The sequence below is a fragment of the Kribbella sp. NPDC003505 genome, from assembly GCF_040610875.1.
Taxonomy (GTDB): Bacteria; Actinomycetota; Actinomycetes; order Propionibacteriales; family Kribbellaceae; genus Kribbella.
Genome location: NZ_JBEXNA010000001.1, coordinates 301,216 through 319,585, shown reverse-complemented (window position 1 = coordinate 319,585; position 18,370 = coordinate 301,216). Strand labels below are relative to the sequence as shown.

Genomic DNA, 18,370 nt, shown 5'->3' with positions numbered 1-18,370 from the left:
CCGCCAAAAGGTGAGCATTGGTCGGACCAGCGCCGGACCAGGAAGCCGGGTAAAGGACGCCCGCAGAGCACCGCGCCGGAGTGGTGGGCCCACCCCGGCGGGCCGGTGTCACCTACCCCTCGCCAGGCGCAGGGGGTCGCGGCGCAGTATTCCGCTCCGCAGAGCCAGACCCCGCCGAACCAGGGCCCGCCGCCCGGCGGCGTGATGGCTCCTCCTCGTCGTCCAGGTCCGCAGCGCCCGTCCGAGACCCCGCAGCCGGAGCCGGGGCGCCGCACACCCGAACGTTTGAAACAGCGTTCGCCGCATAGTTCGCACGCGGCGCCCGGACCGGCCCGCGAGGTGCTGGAGCCCGGGCAGACACCGTGGTCGACGGAGCCGGAGTCCTCGTTCTCCACCTGGGCCCGGCGGTTCTTCCGCGGCCTCGTGGTCGTCGTGCTGCTGCTGGCCGCGATCAGCGGTATCCGCTCCTGGATCGCTCCGAACAAGACGCCTGAGACGATCGTCAGCGGACAGAGCAGCTTCCCGGCCGCCGACGCGAGCGCCGTCGCGACGCGGTACGCGATCTCGTACTTGACCTGGGACGAGAACAACCCCGACGCCCGTCCAGCGCAGATCGGTCTCGACCTGGCCTCCGGCTTGGACGGCCGAGCCGGCTGGAACGGTCGCGGCAAGCAGACCGCCGACGTGGCGTATCCGGGAGAGGTCAAGGCCGACTCCAACGGCGTCACGGCCGTGGTCGACGTCCGGGTCCGCGTCTACACGTTCACCCGGCAGGGCAAGAACTGGGCCGCCGGACCGGTCACCTGGGAGCGCATCTCGGTGCCGGTCGCACGGACCGCGTCCCGGGTGGTGGTCAGCGGGCCGCCGACGTTCGTCCCGGACGAGCGGGCGCCGCTGCCCGGCAACATGCCGGACGCCGGCCAGCCCGACGAGGACCTCACCACGGCGACCGAGAAGGACGCGGAAGCCTTCTTCTCGGCGTATGCGGAGTCCGACAACAAGGTGTCCGCCGTGACCGCGCCCGGCTCCACGATCCGCAGCCTCAACGGTGCGGTGAAGTTCGGTGAACTGAAGGACTGGCAGGTGTACGCCGGCAACGACGACGAGCGGCGGGCGACCGCCGCCGTCACCTGGAACGGCGTGGGTGACACCACGCTGGACCAGACCTACACGCTCACGCTGAGGCGTACTGTCGCCACGGACGGAGCACAGCGATGGCAAGTGGCTGCCGTCGGATGAATCCAGCGACTGGCCATCGGATGACCGAAGCAACAAGGGAGACACCGCAATGATGACGCACGAACTGGCCGCGAGCGTGGTTCAGCTTGCTCTGCCCCTGGCTGACCCGAATGTTCCCACCGGCGCGGACTTCAAGGACTGGGTCCTGGTCATCGCGGGGAACATCTTCATCGCCATCCTCGTGCTGCGCGCCATCGGTCACTACTTCAAGCGCGAGTGGGGCGAACTGTTCGGCCATATCGCGGCCGGGGTGCTGGTCGGTGGGCTGATCTACGCCAACAACCAGACGATCAACGTGCTCAAGGGCTTTTGGGGATTGCTCTCCGGGGGTAATTGATGCGCGTCGGCCGTACCCTTACCCACCACTTCGAGATCGAGACCCGGCAGTACGACCTGCTCGGGATCGACCTCGGAGAAGGCGCCCGGCGCCGGATGATCATCTTCGGTGCGGTGGTCATCCTGCTCTGGGTCGCGCTGCTGTTCCCGTTCATCGGCGTACCGCAGAAGCCCACGGTCAGTCTGTACATCGTGCCGCCGTTCGTCATCACCGCGTTCGGCTGGCGGTCCGGCAAGTTCCACGAACGGCGCCGGCGGGTGACCGAGTGGGCGTTGTCGGTGCGGTACGCACTGCGGGCGCACCGCCCGATCATCGGCCTGGGCGCCCGGGCCGCCGACAAGTCGGAGTACCTGCCCTGGCGGGAACGCATCTCGACCCGGAAGGTGGCCGACCTGGCCAAGGCCCGGGTCACACCGGAGTGGGAGCGCGAGGTCGTGGTGGAGGTCGACCCGATGGTCCGCGCGGGCGCGGACATCACCGTCAACCAGCGGGCCCGCCTGCTGGGATCTGATTACGTACAACGGGTGAGTCGCAGGACGTCGTCAGGGAAGGGCCGCGAATGAAGATCGCTGACAAGCTCTTGAACCTGGTGGGGGTCGGCCGCGAGCGCGGCTTACCGCCACCTCGTCTTGTTGCTATCGCCGACGGTCTGCTGGTGACCGAGCGCAGCGCCGAGGCATGGTTCCTGATCTCGGTGGCGAACACCGACCTGGCCACCGAGGCCGAGCAGGACGCCGCCCTGGACGCCGCGGTCAGCGCCGCGGCGACCATCCTCGGCGACCGGCTCAGCCACCTGAAGGTGGTCTGGGGCCGTTCGACCGGACAGGACTACATCGACTCGGTCGGCGGCCACTACCGGCTCGGCGACCACGAGGCGTGGGCGCAGACCCGGGCCGACCGGATCGACGAGATGCGGATGCCCGAGCGGTACGTCGCGCTCGGCGTCCATCTGTCCGACCGCGACCCGAGGGCGACGGCCCAGGTCCGCGGCTCGATCAGCGATGCCCTCGGTACGACGTCGTGGCGGGTCAGTGCGCGCGAGCTCGCGCACCTCGACGAGCGGGTGCGCAAGCTCGCTCGCCAGCTCGGCTCGACCGTCTGGCGGGCACACACCGCGCCGGCCGAGGTGATCTCCTGGCTGATCAGCCGCGAGATGCACCGCGGGGCGGTCGCGGCTCCGCGCCGTGGTCTGATCACCGGCGCCTCACTCGCCCGGCTGACGTCCGGGCGTGTCGTGCCGTACACCGACCACCTCCGGATCTACGACACGCGCGGCCAGATCGCGGCGTACACGTCCGTCCTGGCGATGACCGACTTCCCCGAGGAGCTCGAGACACCGGGCGCGGGGGAGTGGTTGCGGACCCTGTCCGAGATCAAGGCGATCGACGACGACGGCGAGGAGATCGACGTCACCGTCGAGGCCTCGGTCCGGTTCCGCGTACTGACGAAGAAAACCGCGCGCCACCTGGTCGACGAGACCCGGAAGAGCGCGAAGGAGCAGCGACGCTCGGCCGCCAAGGGCACCGCGGAGGAGACCGCCGACGAGATCGTGGAGACCGAGCGCGTGATGCGCGAGGTCAAGCGCGACATCAACCGGAGCGGTCTGACCCTGGTCGAGGATCACCCACGTCTACTGGTCAGCGCGGACACCCGTGAGGACCTCGAGGCGTACGTCGACGCGGTCATCGCGCACTACGCGGACCGCGGCATCACCGTCGCCACCGGTGCCGACGAGCAGCGCGACCTGTGGCTGGAGTCCTTGCCGGGCGACCAGCTGCGCGTTCCCGACCTCGGGCACGTGCGGGAGTCGACCGCGTTCTTCGGGTCCTGGTTCTGGGGCGGTGCATCGATCGGTGACGCCACTGGCCCGGCTATCGGCTATCTGACCGGCTCCACGCCCGGTCTGGTGCGTTTTGACGCCGCGGCCGGTTCTGCGCTTGGTGACGCGACCACAACGCTGTTCCTCGGCCGGTCCGGTCGAGGGAAGACGACTGCCGCGATGATGGGCGGTCTGGACTCCGCGTTCGCCGGTGCGTGGGTGCCGCTGCTGGACCTGAAAGGCGACGCCGCCGGCGTGTCGGCCGTCGCGGCCGAGTACGGCGTACCAACTGCTGTCATCGAGATCACCGCACAGTTCTCGGGTGCTGCCGACCTTCTGCGGGTCCTGCCCGTCGATGACGCGTTGCTGCAGGCTCCTTCCCAGCTGATGCTCCTGCTGCCGCCGCATCTGCGTGGTGCCGCTGAGGCCCCCGTGGTGGCGGCGACACGTGCCGAGATCCAGTCGCCCGACCCCTCCTCGTGGGGCGTCATCCAGCGGCTGTGTAACGCCGAAGAAGAGACCGTGCGCACGGTCGGCTTCGCACTGCGCGACCTGGTCGAGACAGGTCTCGGCTCCGTCGTCGCCGGCCCGCCGTCCGGCCTGTCCTCCCTGACCACCAACCCAGGCCTCTGGGTCGTCCAGATGCCCGGCCTGACCCTGCCGTCCCCCGAGTCGGCGCCGGAGTCCTGGTCCCCGATCGAGCGCGTCGGCATGGCCTGCCTCCGCGGCTGCCTGGCCTGGATGATCCGGACGACGGGTCGCCGCGAGTTCCGCGGTCGCTCCAAGGTCGTCATCGTCCCCGAGGTCCACCTCCTGACGAAGACCCCCGACGGCGCGTCCTTCCTCGACTACATCGCCCGCGTAGGCCGCGCCCTCGGCGCCTCCCTGGTCCTCGACACCCAGGACCCCGCGTCGATCCTCAAGCTCCCCGGCCTCGTCGAGCAGATCACCACCCTGTTCGCCTTCAGCCTCCGCTCCCGCGAACAGGTCGACTCCCTCCTGGAGTTGCTCGGCCGCCCGCAGACCCCGCCGTACCAAACCCTCGTCCGCGGCATCAACACCGCCGCCAACGGCAAATCCATCCGCCACGGCCACTGCATCATGCGAGACCGCTGGGACGAAGTAGCCACAGTCCAGATCGACATCCCCAGCCAACGAGTAGCAGCCCTCCTCCGGACCACCCCGGAGTCCGAACACAAGGTCGAAACGGCCCCGGTCGTTCCCGACTACGAGCCGGAAGACCCGTTCGCCGAGGACGAGGAGCTCTACGAGCCGGCCTCCTCAGCCCACGCCCAGGCCGAGGCCGTACACCCACCCCAGGACACCATCACCCAACCGGCACCGCCTGCGACCCCGGCACCGAGTGTCCCGAAGCAGCCGCCGGCTCCCCAACCTGCGCCTAGCGCCAACCCGGCTGCCAAGTCGCCTCAGCAGCCGCCGGCACCAGCACCCGTGGCGGTAGCCCAGCAAAACGGCCATCCCCCCATCCCCAACGGCCAAGAACCCAACGGCGACCACAGCCACCGCCACCCCCTCCGCTACGAGTCCCCGATAGGCCCCGACGAGGTCTACGACCAAGAAGCAGACGAGGCCGCCTACAACGAGGCGATGTACCCCGCCTACGACACCACCGACCAACCCCCCAACGACTCCGCAAAGACCCCGTCCGGCAAGGAGCACGTCGCATGAGATGGCAGCGCCGCACCCGCACGGCGCTCACCGTCCTCTCCATCTCCCTGATCCTCACCTCCCAACTAGCCCTAGCCGCCGACCCCAACCAAGGCCCCACCAACCCCACGGGGTTCGCCGACCTGCTCCCCACCCCAGACCTGACCCACGGCGACACCCGAACCCTCTTCGAGCAATACAGCCCGATGACCTACGGCCTGGACTTCGACACAGGCCTGTCCGACACGTTCAACATGATCTTCAACGGATACGCGTACATCGTCATGATGTACATCCTGGCGATCACGCGTGCGGCGATCTCAGTTGGCTGGTGGCTGTTCTCATTTACCGATGTCAAACCGCTGACAGACGCGACATCCGCGACCATCGGTGCTACGGGCACTCAATTGGTGGGGTGGCTGTTGCCGTCGGCGCTTGCTTTCGGGGCAGTTGCGGCCTACACACAACGCCGAGCCACCGGGAGCGCCCTCGGCCAGATGGTCTGGGTTCTTGTTGCGGGTGTGCTGAGCATTAGTTTCGCGCTCGCGCCGGCGACCTGGCTGCGTGGCGTCGACGGTGCACGTCAACTCGGAGCCGGTGCCGTTATGACCGCCTCCTCCGATGCCCTCGGGCCGACCATCCAAAGCCCGATCCCTTGGCCCGAGCCAGGATTTACGGGAACGCCACGAGACACCTTGCTCCGGAAGTCGGCAGACGCGAGCTGGCGCGGGTTCGCTGTCACTCCATGGTGCATCGCGGAGTTCGGCTCGATCGCGGCATGTGAGCGCTACGGCAAGGGCATGCTTGATGTCGGCGTAAGTGCGGACGCCAGAAAAGACTATGTGGACAAGGTGATCGCTCCGGCCGAAGGCGGTGATGACTCGCCGACTGTCAAGTGGGTCAAGGGCGACAATCCCTTTGGTCGCACGGCCGTCGTCATGCTTGCCGCCATCGCGGCAACGCTCTTCGGCTTCCTGAACATCGGGTTGGCCTTCACCGCGCTGATGGCCTTTATAGGTGCGTTGCTGCTGCTGGTAGTCGGAGTGTTCTTCGCCTGCCTGTGGATCATCCCTGGCCGACCTCGTCAGTGGGGGTTGAACTGGTTCGAGGCGCTCGTCGGGTTGGTCCTGCAATCATTCCTCGCGATGCTGGTGTTCGGTACGGCGTTGACACTCGTAACGGCCGTCTTCTCGCTCACAGGTCCGCTCGGCTGGCTGCCGGTTACTGGACTCGCGATCGTTGTTCTGATCGTCGGGTTCCGGTTGCGACGATTGTTGGACAGCTTGACGACGATGATGCGGCCGGGGTCGGGGAGCATCATGCTTGGTGGGCTTGCGCGTCGGGGTGCGATGGGCGCGGTCCGCAAGGTCATGAGTGTGCTGAACAGCCGGGGCGCAGCCCCGATGCCGACCGAGCGAAGCAGAGACCGGATCCGGACCACGGACCCTACGGCCCAGCGGGTTTCCTCCGTTCGTGTGTATCGCGAGGCGCCCAGGGCCGGAGCGGCTCTTTCACGGGGTTCCACGGCGGCAAGTTCGCCGTACGAACTCACCACCGGATCCGAGCGACGGCGAACTGAAGCAGGATCGATGCCCGGCGCCGCTGGCCCAGGCGGCCAGGCGGCAGGCACCGGAGCCGGGGGACGACTGGCGGCGGCGGCGCCGTCCGGCGGCACGTCCGCGCTCAATCTCTCGCGCGCTCGCGCGCAGTCCAAGGACGGCAACAGGCGTCGGACCATCACGGTCACAAGCGCTGGCGTTGCGGCCCGCAGTGCTTCTGCTTCAGGCGGCTCGCGGGGTGGGGAAGCGCAGAAGGCTCGGCATTCTCGGCGGCCGGTTCCGGTGCCCGCCAACGAGGTTCGGTATGAGCCGAGGGTGCACACGCATTCGGCGAGTCTTCGTGAGGGGCCGCCGAAGGGGCAGCGGGCGCGGCGGAAGTCGCCGGCGTCTCAATCGCGGCGGTTCCGTGAGTATTCCGCTGTCACCAACGACGGTGTGACGGTCCACGTACCGACGCGCAGGTGATGCCGCATGGCCCGGAAACCACGTTCATCACAGGACCGTCGCGAGGGCGCGAGCCGGTCCCGACATCGTGCGCCCGACTCTGAGCAGACTGATCCGAACCTCGGACGTCCTGCGGGCCGGCACCGTCCGGACGCACCCGACGGCTGGCGCTCGATGATGAGCACCGACTACGACTACCCGGACGAGATCGACGACCTCAGCGGTCGCGAACGACGCCGCGCGAAGAAGAACTGGCGTCGGGACGATCATGCGCAGCGGATGGCGTGGCTGCGTGACCGGCGTCAGGCCGAACCGGTCAGCCCGGTGGCAATCGTGGTTCTGGTCGTCATCGTTGCGATTGTCGTTCTCGGTCTCGGTGGTGGTCTGCCGCGCCTGTTCGGAAACGGCAATGGCGACGACGGCGGCCCGGTCAGCCTGCTGACTCCTGGCCGAACCGTTCCGCTGCCGACCGCTCCGTCGAACACACAAAGCGGCCAGCCCGCGAACACGAACACGACGACCGCGCTGTCGACACCTCCGCCACAAACACAGCGACCGTCCTCTGAGGCAACCGCGCTGGCGAACGGTGTCGTCGGGTCCTGGGCGCGCGCGTTCTACACCCGCGACCCCGGCGCGGAGACCTACGGTGCGCTCGTCACCAATGCGTCGAAGTACATGACCGAGGACGTCGCGGCAAGCTTCGTCTCCGCTGGCGATCCGACGTACGAGGCTCTCAAGAACGACGGCGGGAAGTCGACGGTGATCGCCGCGCCCGTCAGCACCCCTCCGGCGAACGCGGAGGCGCCGGTCGACACGCCGGAGCGGATCACCCGCTTCGTCAAGGTCACGATCGATGTGACCGGCAAGCATGCCCAGCGCTTCGACGTACCCCTGCTCGTCACGCTGGCGAATCAGAACGGCCAATGGCTCATCAGCGAGGTGTCCGGCGGGACTGGGCCATGACGGCAGGGGGCTACGATGTTCGACGAGCGTGACCTCGGCCGGGGGGTCCTGGCGGTGGCCAGTAAGGGTGTGTTCGCCAAGGGCGCAGCGGCACTGGCGGTGGTCGGCATCGCGGGGCTGTTGATGCTGGCGCCATTCGGTGGGGGAACGAAGACGCAGGCCGCGTGTCCCCTCGTGGTTCCAGGTCAGGCTGACGTCCCGGCTGCCACCGGAGCTCTGAGGGCCAGCCAGCTCTATTACGCGAAACTGATCGATCAGGTCGCGGTGGAGCGGGGCTTGCCCGGCAGAGCGACTCTGATCGCGTTGATGACAGCTCTGGTCGAGTCGGATCTGCAGAACCTCACCTACGGCGACAGGGACTCGGTGGGTCTGTTTCAGCAGCGCTGGAGCGCCGGTTGGGCGCCCAGCAAGTTGGCGATCATCACCAACCCCCGCTATTCGATCAATGCCTTTTTCGGTGGCGCGGCGAAGCCGGATCCGCCGGGCCTGGTCGACATCGATGGCTGGCCGTCGATGGCTCTGGGGGATGCGGCGCAGCGGGTTCAGAGGTCGGCGTTTCCGGATCGCTATGCCTTGCGGGAGAACGAGGCACGCCAGATCGCGGCAGCCGCGGGGATCGACCTCACTCGGACAGGAGACCCGTACGCCGGTCGCGCGGGCCCGCCACCTGGATCTGGGGGGGACGGCCTACTGCAGGACAACGATGACTGCGGGCAGAGCGACGGTCTTGCAGACGGCCGTCCTGTCAATGGTGTTTGGCCTGAACAGCAGCAGAGTGTGACCGATCCGACAGGCACCGGCGGGATGGTGACTCCGCGTACGGCGGCCTGGGTCGCCGAGGCTCGCAAGACCCTCGGCACGCTGAGCATGAGCTGCTGGGACGCACACGTCTGGAACCCGACCAGCGACCACCCCAGAGGCAAGGCGTGTGACGTCATGGTCGGCGCCGACGCACGCCAGTCGGCCCCGGCGAGGGCCCGTGGCGACGAGATCGCGAACTGGGCTGTGCGGACCGCCGGCCAGACAGGCGTGCACTATGTCATCTGGTACGGCAAGATCTGGTCCGCCCGCCGCGGCACGTGGATCCCCTACAACGGCGGCGGCGTCTACAACCCCACCGACGCCACCGGCGGCCACTACGACCACGTCCACGTGTCTTTGTACTGATAATGGATCGACCCTCCCCGCCATCCCAAGGAGTACCCCACAATGACCGGCTCCGGTGAGCCCCAAGACCCGAACGGCGGCCAGGTACCCGGACCCGGCGAAGGACGCCCGTTCTCGGACGTGCCTCACCAAATGCCGCCCCAGCCCTCCTGGGCACAGCTGCCAGGCCCTGGTGGGCAGCCGCGAGGACAGGCTCCCAAGCCGCGCTCACTGCCTGAGGCGTCGGCCTGGACCGAACTGCTGTCCGCCGTGCCATGGTTCTTCTGGAGTCTGGTCCTTGTTATCTGGATCGCAGGTGCCATCGGGTTTGACTGGGGCTGGATCGTCATTGTCGCATGGGTCCTGTCGGGAGCTCTGGTCCTGCTTCCTTCGACCGAAGACTCGATGGCCAGGTATCTCTTCCGCTTACGCAAGCCGACGCTCGTCGAGCAGCAGCGCCTTGGTCCCGTGTGGCAGCAGCTTCTGCGTCGGGCGGAGGTGCCCGACGGCATGTTTTCCCTCTGGATCCAAGAGTCCGACGAGGTCAATGCCACTCCGACTCCAGGACACATCGTCGGTGTCTCGCGTTGGGCGCTCTACACCTTGCCTCCCCAGCATCTTGAGGCTGCGCTGGCACACGAGTTGAGTCACCATCTGGGCGGACGCGCCTGGCTGAGCCTGATCAGCTTTTGGTACTCGATCCCTGCCCGGTTCGGCCTCATCGCCGCGAGGGCCGTGGCTCGCGTGATGAGGCGTGTTCCAGCGCTCGGCTGCATCATCGGTGGGTTCCTCGTGCTGGCCTACGCGGGTATGGCGCTGGCGGCCTTCACCTTCGGCCGCGGCTACATCTGGCCAATCCTCTTCCTGACACCTTTCGTGGCTCCGCCGTTCCTGGCCTGGCTGAACCGTTGGCATGTTAAGCAGGCCGATCGCAAGGCGGCGCTGCTCGGGTACGGCACGACGCTGGTCCAAGTCCTCTACGGATGGCAGATGCAGCACCAGCAGATGCTCGGGCGGGACACAAACCGCCGCACTCAGGTGATGTCGAGTTCGCCGTCGCTGATCCAGCGCGTACAGACGATCGAACAGGCAGGGGACATCCCACCGCAAGCGTGGAGCTAGTGCCGCCGGTAAGGGTCTTGCAGGTTCGTGCAATCTTGTGGGACTGACTTACGGACCGTGGCGTGGTTTCTCTACGCTTTGGGATCGGTTGGGCTCGTTCCGTAAGTGGGGGAGGGACTGTGCATCGAGGGTTTCGCCTCCCGCTCGGACGAGATCCTCTCGGTGAGGGCCGACGGTACGACGCCGGAGCCGATCGCCAGCGATTTCCCGCTGGTGAGCAGTGCGACGACCGCACCGAACTACGCGATCTCCGGGACGGGCGTTTCGTGCCCTATCGCACGGCGGCCGGGTCGCTGAATCAGAACGACCAGATCGCCGTGCGGGACACGCAGTCCGGCGAACACTGGACGTCGCCGGTGACGCCGGACAAGGTGAGTGTCTTCATACTCTCGGCAGACGGCACCAAGCTCACCTACATCACCGGCAATGGAGGCTTCGGCACGCGCAGGGTCTACCAGGCAACCAAGGGACAGGCGGACGCCGTGTGGTTTGACGGCTGCTTCGACGCGAAGTCCTGCGGCTCGGGCTCACCGCTGGTTCTCGGCGTGACGCCGGACGGCAACTCTGTGATGTACGACTTCGAGAGCGAGGACCCGGCGAGCCCGTACTACACAGCCACCAACCGTGTGATGGTGCTCGATGTCAGCACCGGCCAGAAGACCATGCCGTACGTGAACCAGGGACTGCCGTTCCTCGATCCGATCTTCAGCGCCGACGCGTCCTGGATGCTCGCCCAGGTCAAACTCGGCGACGACTTCGACCCGCAGTACACCGTCGCTGCCCGCAGGTCGGCACCGGGCCGTTCGTGGTTGCGAACGTCCTGTTCCGCGGGACGTCGGACGGGGGTCGACATCAGCAACGACGGCGAGCGGATCGCCTGGCGGGACGGCTGGAAGTCTGGGAGCTACCCGGATCCCAGGCGCCTGCACGTGTACTCGCGCTCCACCAAGACGAACTGGACCGCACCGACAGGCTCGAACACTGGCTACTACCTGGACGACCTGGTGGACCTGGCGCCCTCCGGTTCCGCGGTCGCCTGGCACAGCGTCGACGAGAACACGACCCCGGTCGGCAAGCCCTGGGGAGCGGCCGTGGGCTAGCGAATCACCTGGCCCGTAGATCATGTTCTGGTACACCTCACGTTCCAGCCGCGGCTGGAGCGTGAGGAAGTCGCGGCTCGACATTTGGTGGATGGTTGCCCGCATCATCGAACCGCGGATCGTCTGGCGTTTCTCCAGGAGCTTCAGTGGCGCGGTTCAGGGCTCGCCGAGCGGAACGCGCAGAGGGTTTCCCTTGCCCGTCCGGGCGACGCGCTGGTCGGCTTCCTACCGCGACCGCCGCGAACTAGGGTCGACGGACAGTAGTGGTTGCGTCACGCAACACGAACGTGGGAGGGAATGAATGTCGAAATGCCGCAAGGCGGTGGTGGCAGTCACCGCCGGACTGGCCACCATCTCGCTCGGGTTGTCCTTCACCAGTGCCGCGGGGGCGGTGCCCGAGGCAACAATCAGCCTGGGCGACCTGAAACTCGTCAAGACCAGGACGTCGCTGCTCGGCAAGCACTACTGGTACCAGCAGACCTTCAAAGGGCTGCCTGTGATCAACGGGTACTACGCCAAGCACGTGACGAAGCAGGGCGCCACCGAGATCGCAGACGGGCGGGACGCCGTGCCGGCGAACCTCGATGTCACCGCGAAAGTGCAGGCCGCGAGCGCCACGCGGAGCGCGAACGCGGTAGTCACCGCGCGGGCCAACAGCCAGGCGCGGGTCGCCGTGCCGAACAAGAACATCGCGCCGGCGCCGGCCGCGACCAGTGGCGCCGCGCAGCTTGCGGTGATTGGTGGCCTGGATGCTCGTCTGGTCTGGAATGTCACGAGCCGTTCGACCGAGGGGGTCAGTCGGTCGCTCGTCGACGCGAAGACCGGCAGTGTCGTCGAGTCGGAGGTGATCAGTGACAACGTCGACGGCCGGGGCTCGGTGTTCGATCCGAACCCGGTGGTCAGTGAGCAGAACGAGAAGCTGACCGACCAGAACGACAAGAACACCGACGAGCTGTTCCTCGCGCAGAAGAACGTGATCCTGGGTAACCTGGACGGTTCCGGCAAGCTCAACGGCACCTACGTGAACATCAAGGAAGCCAAGGGCGGGCTGGCGCAGAGCAAGACCAACACGTTCGTGTATCAGCGGCAGAACGACAAGTTCGAGCAGGTGATGGCGTACTACCACGTCAACCAGACGCAGGAGTACATCCACCAGCTCGGTTTCACCGAGGTGAACAACGAGTCGCAGGACTTCTCGATCGACACGTTCTCCGGTGACAACTCGTTCTACGACCCGTCCACGGACATGATCACGATGGGCGAGGGCGGGGTCGACGACGCCGAGGACGCCGAGGTGATCTGGCACGAGTACGGGCACGCGATCCAGGACGACGTGGTGCCGGGCTTCGGCGAGTCGGAGGAGGCCGGCGCGATGGGCGAGGGCTTCGGCGACTACTGGGCGGTGACGATGTCGGTCCCGGTCAGCAAGGGCTTCGAGCTGCCGTGCGTGATGGACTGGGACGCCACGTCGTACACCACGAACGAGCCGCACTGCCTGCGCCGTACGGACACCGGCAAGACGATCGACGACAAGACCGGTGAGGTGCACGACGACGGTGAGATCTGGTCGAACGCGCTGTGGGACATCCACCAGGCGCTCGGCCGGACGAAGGCGAACAAGCTGATCCTCGAGGCGACGTTCTTCTACGACCCCGACACCTCGTTCGCCGCCGCGGCCCAGGACACCGTCCAGGCGGCTCGGCTGCTCTACGGCAAGGCCGCCGCGCAAACGGTGACCGACGCCTTCAAGGCCCGCAAGATCCTCTAGCGACCACCCGGTCATGCGCCCACCACTACTGTGGGCGCATGACCTGGACCACGGCGGACATTCCTGACCTGACCGGACGGCTGGCGCTCGTGACGGGCGCCACCAGCGGGATCGGGTACGAGACCGCGTGCGAACTGCTCCGGCACGGCGCGGACGTGCTGGTCGCGGCCCGCAACCCGGAGAAGGCCGCCCGGGCGGCGGAAACGCTGACGCAGCGGGCCGGGCGGGCGCCGACGGTTCTGGAGCTCGACCTCGCCGATCTCGCCAGCGTCGAGCAGGCCGCCGCCGAGGTCGTGAAGTCGTACGACAGGCTCGATCTGCTGGTCAACAACGCCGGCGTGATGGCGCCGCCGCACCAGGAGACCGTCGACGGATTCGAGCTGCAGCTGGGCACGAACCATCTCGGGCATTTCGCGCTGACCGGGAGATTGCTCCCGTTGCTGGTCAAGGGCAGCCGGGTCGTCACGGTCAGCTCGTTCATGCACAAGACCGTGCGGGGCATCAGCGAGAGCGACCTGCGCCGCCCGTCGGGCAGTTATCGCAAGTGGGAGGCGTACGGGAAGTCGAAGCTCGCCAACCTGCTCTTCATGCTGGAGCTCGATCGACGCGCTCGCGCGGCGCGGGCTGATCTGTTGAGCGTCGGCGCGCATCCCGGGTATGCAGCGACCCATCTGCAGGCCGCCGGTCCCGAGCTCGCCGGCCGTGCCCGGCAGGCGCAACTGTTGGCTGCCGCGACGCGCCTGGTCGCACAGTCCGCGGCGGCCGGCGCCTGGCCGAGTCTGTACGCCGCGACGTACCCGGACCTGCGTCCCGGATCGTTCGTCGGGCCGAGCTTCTTCGAGTACCGCGGTACGCCGAAGGTCGTGCTGCCGACCCGCACCGCGCAGGACCCCGAGCTGGCCGAGCGGCTCTGGGCATGGTCGGTGGAAGCGACCGGGGTCGATCCGAAACTCACCGTGCCGAGCTAGTGACACAGCGGCATCGTTCTGGTTACCCTCCGGTAATTCCAACTGCCGGAGGCCCCCAGTGCGCAGACTTGCCGCCGCCCTTGCTGTCGCTCTGACCCTGATCGCGATCGGTCCACGCGCGGACGCGAGTCAGGCCACCGCCGGTTTCAGCACGTCGTACCAGCGCATCCCCGGCGCCGGCGGGATCGAGATCGGCGCCGTCGTGCTCACGCCGACCGGGCAGGGCGACGGACCGTTCCCGCTCGTCGTGATGCCGTCGAGCTGGGGGGTGCCGAACGTCGAGTACGTCGGTCAGGGCGCGAAGCTGGCGACCGCCGGGTTCCAGGTGATCTCCTACTCGAGCCGCGGCTTCTGGGACACCGGCGGCGGCATCGACATCGCCGGCCCGCCGACCGTGGCCGATGTGAGCAAGGTGATCGACTGGGCGGACCAGCACACGCCCGCCGACACCGAGCGGGTCGCCGCTGTGGGAATCTCGTACGGCGCCGGTACGTCGCTGCTCGCCGCCGCGCAGGACCCGCGGATCATGGCGGTCGGCGCGCTGAGCGGGTGGGCGGATCTGATCCGGTCGCTGAATCCGAACGAGACGGTCTCGCTCCAGGCGGTCGCCGGTCTGCTTGCTCTGGGCAACGTGACCGGTCGGCCGGGGCCGGAGATGGCGTCGCTGCAGACGAAGTTCGTCACCGGCGACTTCGACGGCGCGATCGGAGAGGCGAAGCAACTCGCGCCGGTGCGGTCGGCGGCGACCGTGGTGGACCGGATCAACGCCCGCCGGCCGGCCGTGTTCCTCGCGAACGCGTTCGAGGACTCGATCTTCCCGCCCGCGCAGTACACGGACTTCTACACCGCCCTCACCGGCCCGAAACGGTTGCTGCTGGCGCACGGCGATCACGCGACGCCGGAGGCGAGCGGTGCCGTTGGCCTGCCCAATGAGACGTGGACCGAGCTGGCCGGCTGGCTGCGGCGCTACCTCACCGGCGCCGACAACGGGACCGACAACGGGACCGACACCGAGGCGCCGGTGCAGTTGAAGTCGCAGCGCGGCGTGTGGCGTGGATATCCGAGCTGGTCGGCGGTCGGGCAGGAGCGTACGTCGTACCTGACCAAGGCGGGTGTACTGCAGGCGAAGGAGTCAACCGGCTGGAGCCGGACCATCGGTGCCGGCGTACCGACCGTTGCCGACAGCGGGGTTGCGCTCGTGTCCGGCGCGTTGCAGGGCCTGCTGTCGATCCCGACCGGGGTTGTGACGCCGTTGGTGGACAGGACGTTCGCCGGCGTGTGGTCCGGGCCGGCGTTCGATCGGCCGACCGTCGTGAACGGGTCGCCGAAGGTCCATCTCACGGTGAAGCCGTCGGCCGCGAGTACGTCGTTGTTCGCCTACCTGTACGACGTCGACGCGCTCGGCGTGGGCTCGCTGATCTCGCACAAGCCGTACACGCTGCGCGGCGCGACGCCGGGGAAGGCGCTCCCGCTCGACGTCGCGCTCGAGGCGACGAGCTGGGAGGTGCCGACCGGACATCACCTCGTCCTGGTGGTGGACACGGTCGACCCGCGGTACCTCGGCCGGAGTGTGCTGGGCTCCACGGTGACGTTCAGTTCACCGGCCGGGGATCCGTCGTGGATCGGCATTCCAGTGGCAGGGTGAATGTTTGATCGTGCGCGAGCTCTTGCGCTTTTGTCGTGAGAACGTTTCCATGGGATCGCCTTTCTCCGCCCCTGAAAGGACCGCCCATGCTCAAGATCCTGGCCGCAGCAGCCCTCGTGGCGTCAGCCGTCCTGGTCCCCACCGCCCAGGCCGCACCGGAGTGGCAGGTCGGCGTGCCGCCGCTCACGACCCCGTGGACCGATGACGTCTCGCCCGCGAACGCGCTCCCGGAGTACCCGAGACCCCAGTTGACCCGCCCCAAGTGGCGCAATCTCAACGGCCTCTGGGAGTGGTCCGCCGCCGCGCCGGACGAGCAGCCGCCGGTCGGGCGCACGCTCGGCGAGAAGGTGCTCGTCCCGTACCCGATCGAATCCGCGCTCTCCGGGCTGCAGAAGCATGAGGACCGGATGTGGTACCGCCGTACCTTCGACGTCCCCGGCAACTGGAAGGGGAAGCGACTGCTGCTGCACTTCGGCGCGGTCGACTACGACGCGAAGGTGTGGGTCAACGGCCGTCAGGTCGCCACCCACCGCGGCGGGTACGACGGCTTCGACGTCGACGTCACCGGCGCGCTGCACGCCACCGGCCCGCAGGAGCTCATCGTCTGGGCCGAGGACCTGACCGACGAGACGTACCAGCCGATCGGCAAGCAGCGCGAGGTCGGGGACCACGGGATCTTCTATCAAGGCAGCTCCGGTATCTGGCGGACCGTCTGGATGGAGCCGGTGAACGCCGCCTCGATCAGCCGCTTGCAGATCACTCCGGATCTGCCGAACCAGGCTCTGAAGGTGACCGCGGACACCGCCGCCGGTCCCGCGAACCTCGACGTCGAGGTCACGGCGTACGACGGACGCCGGCTGGTCGGGAAGGCGACCGGCACGGCGGACACCGAGCTGAGCGTGCCGATTCCGCACCCGAAGACCTGGTCGCCCGACAACCCGTTCCTGTACGACCTGAAGGTGAAGCTGTTCGACCGCGGCAGACTGGTGGACCAGGTCGGGTCGTACGCCGGGCTGCGCGCGGTCGGCCTGAAGAAGGGGGCCGACGGCAAACTTCGGATGGCGCTCAACGGGAAGATCCTGTTCAACCTGTCCACCCTCGACCAGGGCTTCTGGCCGGACGGGCTGAACACCGCGCCGACCGACGCCGCGCTCCGCTTCGACCTCGAGCAGCACAAGCGGCTCGGCTTCAACACCGTCCGCAAGCACATCAAGGTCGAGCCGGACCGCTGGTACTACTGGGCCGACAAGCTCGGACTGATGGTCTGGCAGGACATGCCGGCGTCGAAGACCGACGCGATGCCCGAGCCGTGGCGAACCCAATGGAAATCCGAGCTGCACGAGATGGTCGAGGAACACAAGAGCTTCACGTCGATCACGGTCTGGGTGCCGTTCAACGAAGGCTGGGGCGAGTGGGACCGGACCGAGACGGGCCAGATCGCAGACTCCGTGAAGGCACAGGACCCGTCCCGGCTGGTGAACGCGCACAGCGGTGTGAACTGCTGCAACTCGCACGGCGACTCCGGCCGCGGTGACCTCCTCGACTATCACGCGTACCTCGGCCCGGCGACCACCTCGCCGACGGCCGACCGTGCCGCGGTCGACGGCGAGCACGGCGGATTCGGCCTGAAGGTGCCGGATCACATGTGGTTCGGCGACGGATCGGCGTACGAGATGGAGCCCGACTCGGCGACCCTCACCCGCAGGTACGTCGAGAACCAGACCGACGTGCTGAAGTCGGCCCGGCAGTGCGGCATCAGCGGCTCGGTCTACACCCAGATCACCGATGTCGAGGGCGAGCTGAACGGCTTCTTCACCTACGACCGGCGGGTACCGAAGATGGACTTCGCGCAGGTGCGGACGATCAACGAGCAGATCGTCGCCGCCGCGGACGGATCCGGCAGCGGTGCCCCGGATCCCGGCCCGGGCACACCCGGTGCCGACGGCATCCACTTCTACCCCCTCGACGGATCCGGTGAAGATGCCGTCGGCAACAACGACGCGACGCTCCAGGGCGGCGCGGTCTACGGACCCGGCAAGATCGGCGAGGCCCTTGTGCTCAATGGGTCCGGCCAGTACGCCGACACCGGCGCGGCGCTGCTCGACACGAGCAAGAACTACACCGCGAGCGCCTGGGTGAAGCTCAACAAGGCCGACGGCGCGTTCCAGACCTTCGTCAGCCAGGACGGCGATCGTGACAGCGCGTTCTTCCTCCAGTACTCCGGGCAGGACCAGCGGTTCGCGATGAGCTTCCCCGGGATCCGGGCGCTGTCGCCGACGAAGCCGAACCCGGGGCAGTGGTACCACGTCACCGGCGTCCGCGACGTCGTGCAGGGCGAGCTGAGGCTGTACGTCGACGGGCAGCTCGTCGCCGCGAAGAGCGCCTGCACCCTGGACGCCGGCTCGACCGGCGACACGGTGATCGGACGCGCGAAGTTCGGCGGCAACCCGGTCGACTTTCTCGACGGGACGGTCGACCAGGTGCACCTGTACGACCGAGCCCTGACCGACGCGGAGGTGCGGACCCTGTACGAATCCGGTCGTTAGTTCGAGATGCGGAGAAGCCGCCCAGCCCTGATCCTGGTAGGTAACC

The 18,370-nt window shown here is 67.7% G+C and carries 13 protein-coding genes; all 13 read left to right on the top strand.

All coding sequences use genetic code 11. From position 1 onward, the window contains the following. Positions 1–285: 285 nt before the first annotated feature. The 13 genes from ABZX12_RS01420 to ABZX12_RS01360 all read left to right on the top strand — a co-directional run bounded on the left by ABZX12_RS01420 (position 286) and on the right by ABZX12_RS01360 (position 18,324). A complete protein-coding gene (locus ABZX12_RS01420) occupies positions 286–1,239 on the top strand; it encodes a conjugal transfer protein (RefSeq protein WP_355688773.1) in 954 nt (317 codons plus the stop codon). Between the two features lie 52 nt (positions 1,240–1,291). Then, positions 1,292–1,576, top strand: coding sequence for a hypothetical protein (locus tag ABZX12_RS01415; protein ID WP_355688772.1), 285 nt, complete (start codon positions 1,292–1,294; stop codon positions 1,574–1,576). Continuing rightward, positions 1,576–2,139 (top strand): hypothetical protein, encoded by a 564-nt coding sequence (locus ABZX12_RS01410; protein WP_355688770.1) that lies wholly within the window; start codon positions 1,576–1,578, stop codon positions 2,137–2,139. The genes ABZX12_RS01415 and ABZX12_RS01410 overlap by 1 nt, the downstream gene beginning before the upstream one ends. Next, a complete protein-coding gene (locus ABZX12_RS01405; protein WP_355688768.1) occupies positions 2,136–5,084 on the top strand; it encodes an ATP-binding protein in 2,949 nt (982 codons plus the stop codon). The genes ABZX12_RS01410 and ABZX12_RS01405 overlap by 4 nt, the downstream gene beginning before the upstream one ends. Then, complete coding sequence (locus ABZX12_RS01400; protein WP_355688767.1) at positions 5,081–7,087, top strand: hypothetical protein; 2,007 nt, start codon at positions 5,081–5,083, stop codon at positions 7,085–7,087. The genes ABZX12_RS01405 and ABZX12_RS01400 overlap by 4 nt, the downstream gene beginning before the upstream one ends. 153 nt (positions 7,088–7,240) lie before the next feature. Next, complete coding sequence (locus ABZX12_RS01395) at positions 7,241–8,029, top strand: hypothetical protein (RefSeq protein WP_355688765.1); 789 nt, start codon at positions 7,241–7,243, stop codon at positions 8,027–8,029. 15 nt (positions 8,030–8,044) lie between these two features. Further along, positions 8,045–9,196, top strand: coding sequence for a hypothetical protein (locus ABZX12_RS01390; RefSeq protein ID WP_355688763.1), 1,152 nt, complete (start codon positions 8,045–8,047; stop codon positions 9,194–9,196). A 249-nt stretch (positions 9,197–9,445) separates the two neighbouring features. Next, the gene (locus ABZX12_RS01385) at positions 9,446–10,297 is read left to right on the top strand and encodes a M48 family metalloprotease (RefSeq protein WP_355688762.1); all 852 of its coding nucleotides are present in this window, start codon (positions 9,446–9,448) and stop codon (positions 10,295–10,297) included. 266 nt (positions 10,298–10,563) lie between these two features. After that, entirely contained in the window at positions 10,564–11,397 is an 834-nt protein-coding gene (locus ABZX12_RS01380) for a hypothetical protein (protein ID WP_355688760.1), read from the top strand. 301 nt (positions 11,398–11,698) lie between these two features. Further along, positions 11,699–13,165, top strand: coding sequence for a M36 family metallopeptidase (locus ABZX12_RS01375; RefSeq protein ID WP_355688758.1), 1,467 nt, complete (start codon positions 11,699–11,701; stop codon positions 13,163–13,165). A 38-nt stretch (positions 13,166–13,203) separates the two neighbouring features. Then, the gene (locus ABZX12_RS01370) at positions 13,204–14,133 is read left to right on the top strand and encodes an oxidoreductase (protein WP_355688757.1); all 930 of its coding nucleotides are present in this window, start codon (positions 13,204–13,206) and stop codon (positions 14,131–14,133) included. Positions 14,134–14,191: 58 nt separating this feature from the next. Further along, positions 14,192–15,778: a CocE/NonD family hydrolase gene (locus tag ABZX12_RS01365; protein ID WP_355688755.1), complete on the top strand. Its 1,587-nt coding sequence runs from the start codon at positions 14,192–14,194 to the stop codon at positions 15,776–15,778. 86 nt (positions 15,779–15,864) lie between these two features. Further along, entirely contained in the window at positions 15,865–18,324 is a 2,460-nt protein-coding gene (locus tag ABZX12_RS01360) for a LamG-like jellyroll fold domain-containing protein (RefSeq protein WP_355688754.1), read from the top strand. Positions 18,325–18,370: the final 46 nt, after the last annotated feature.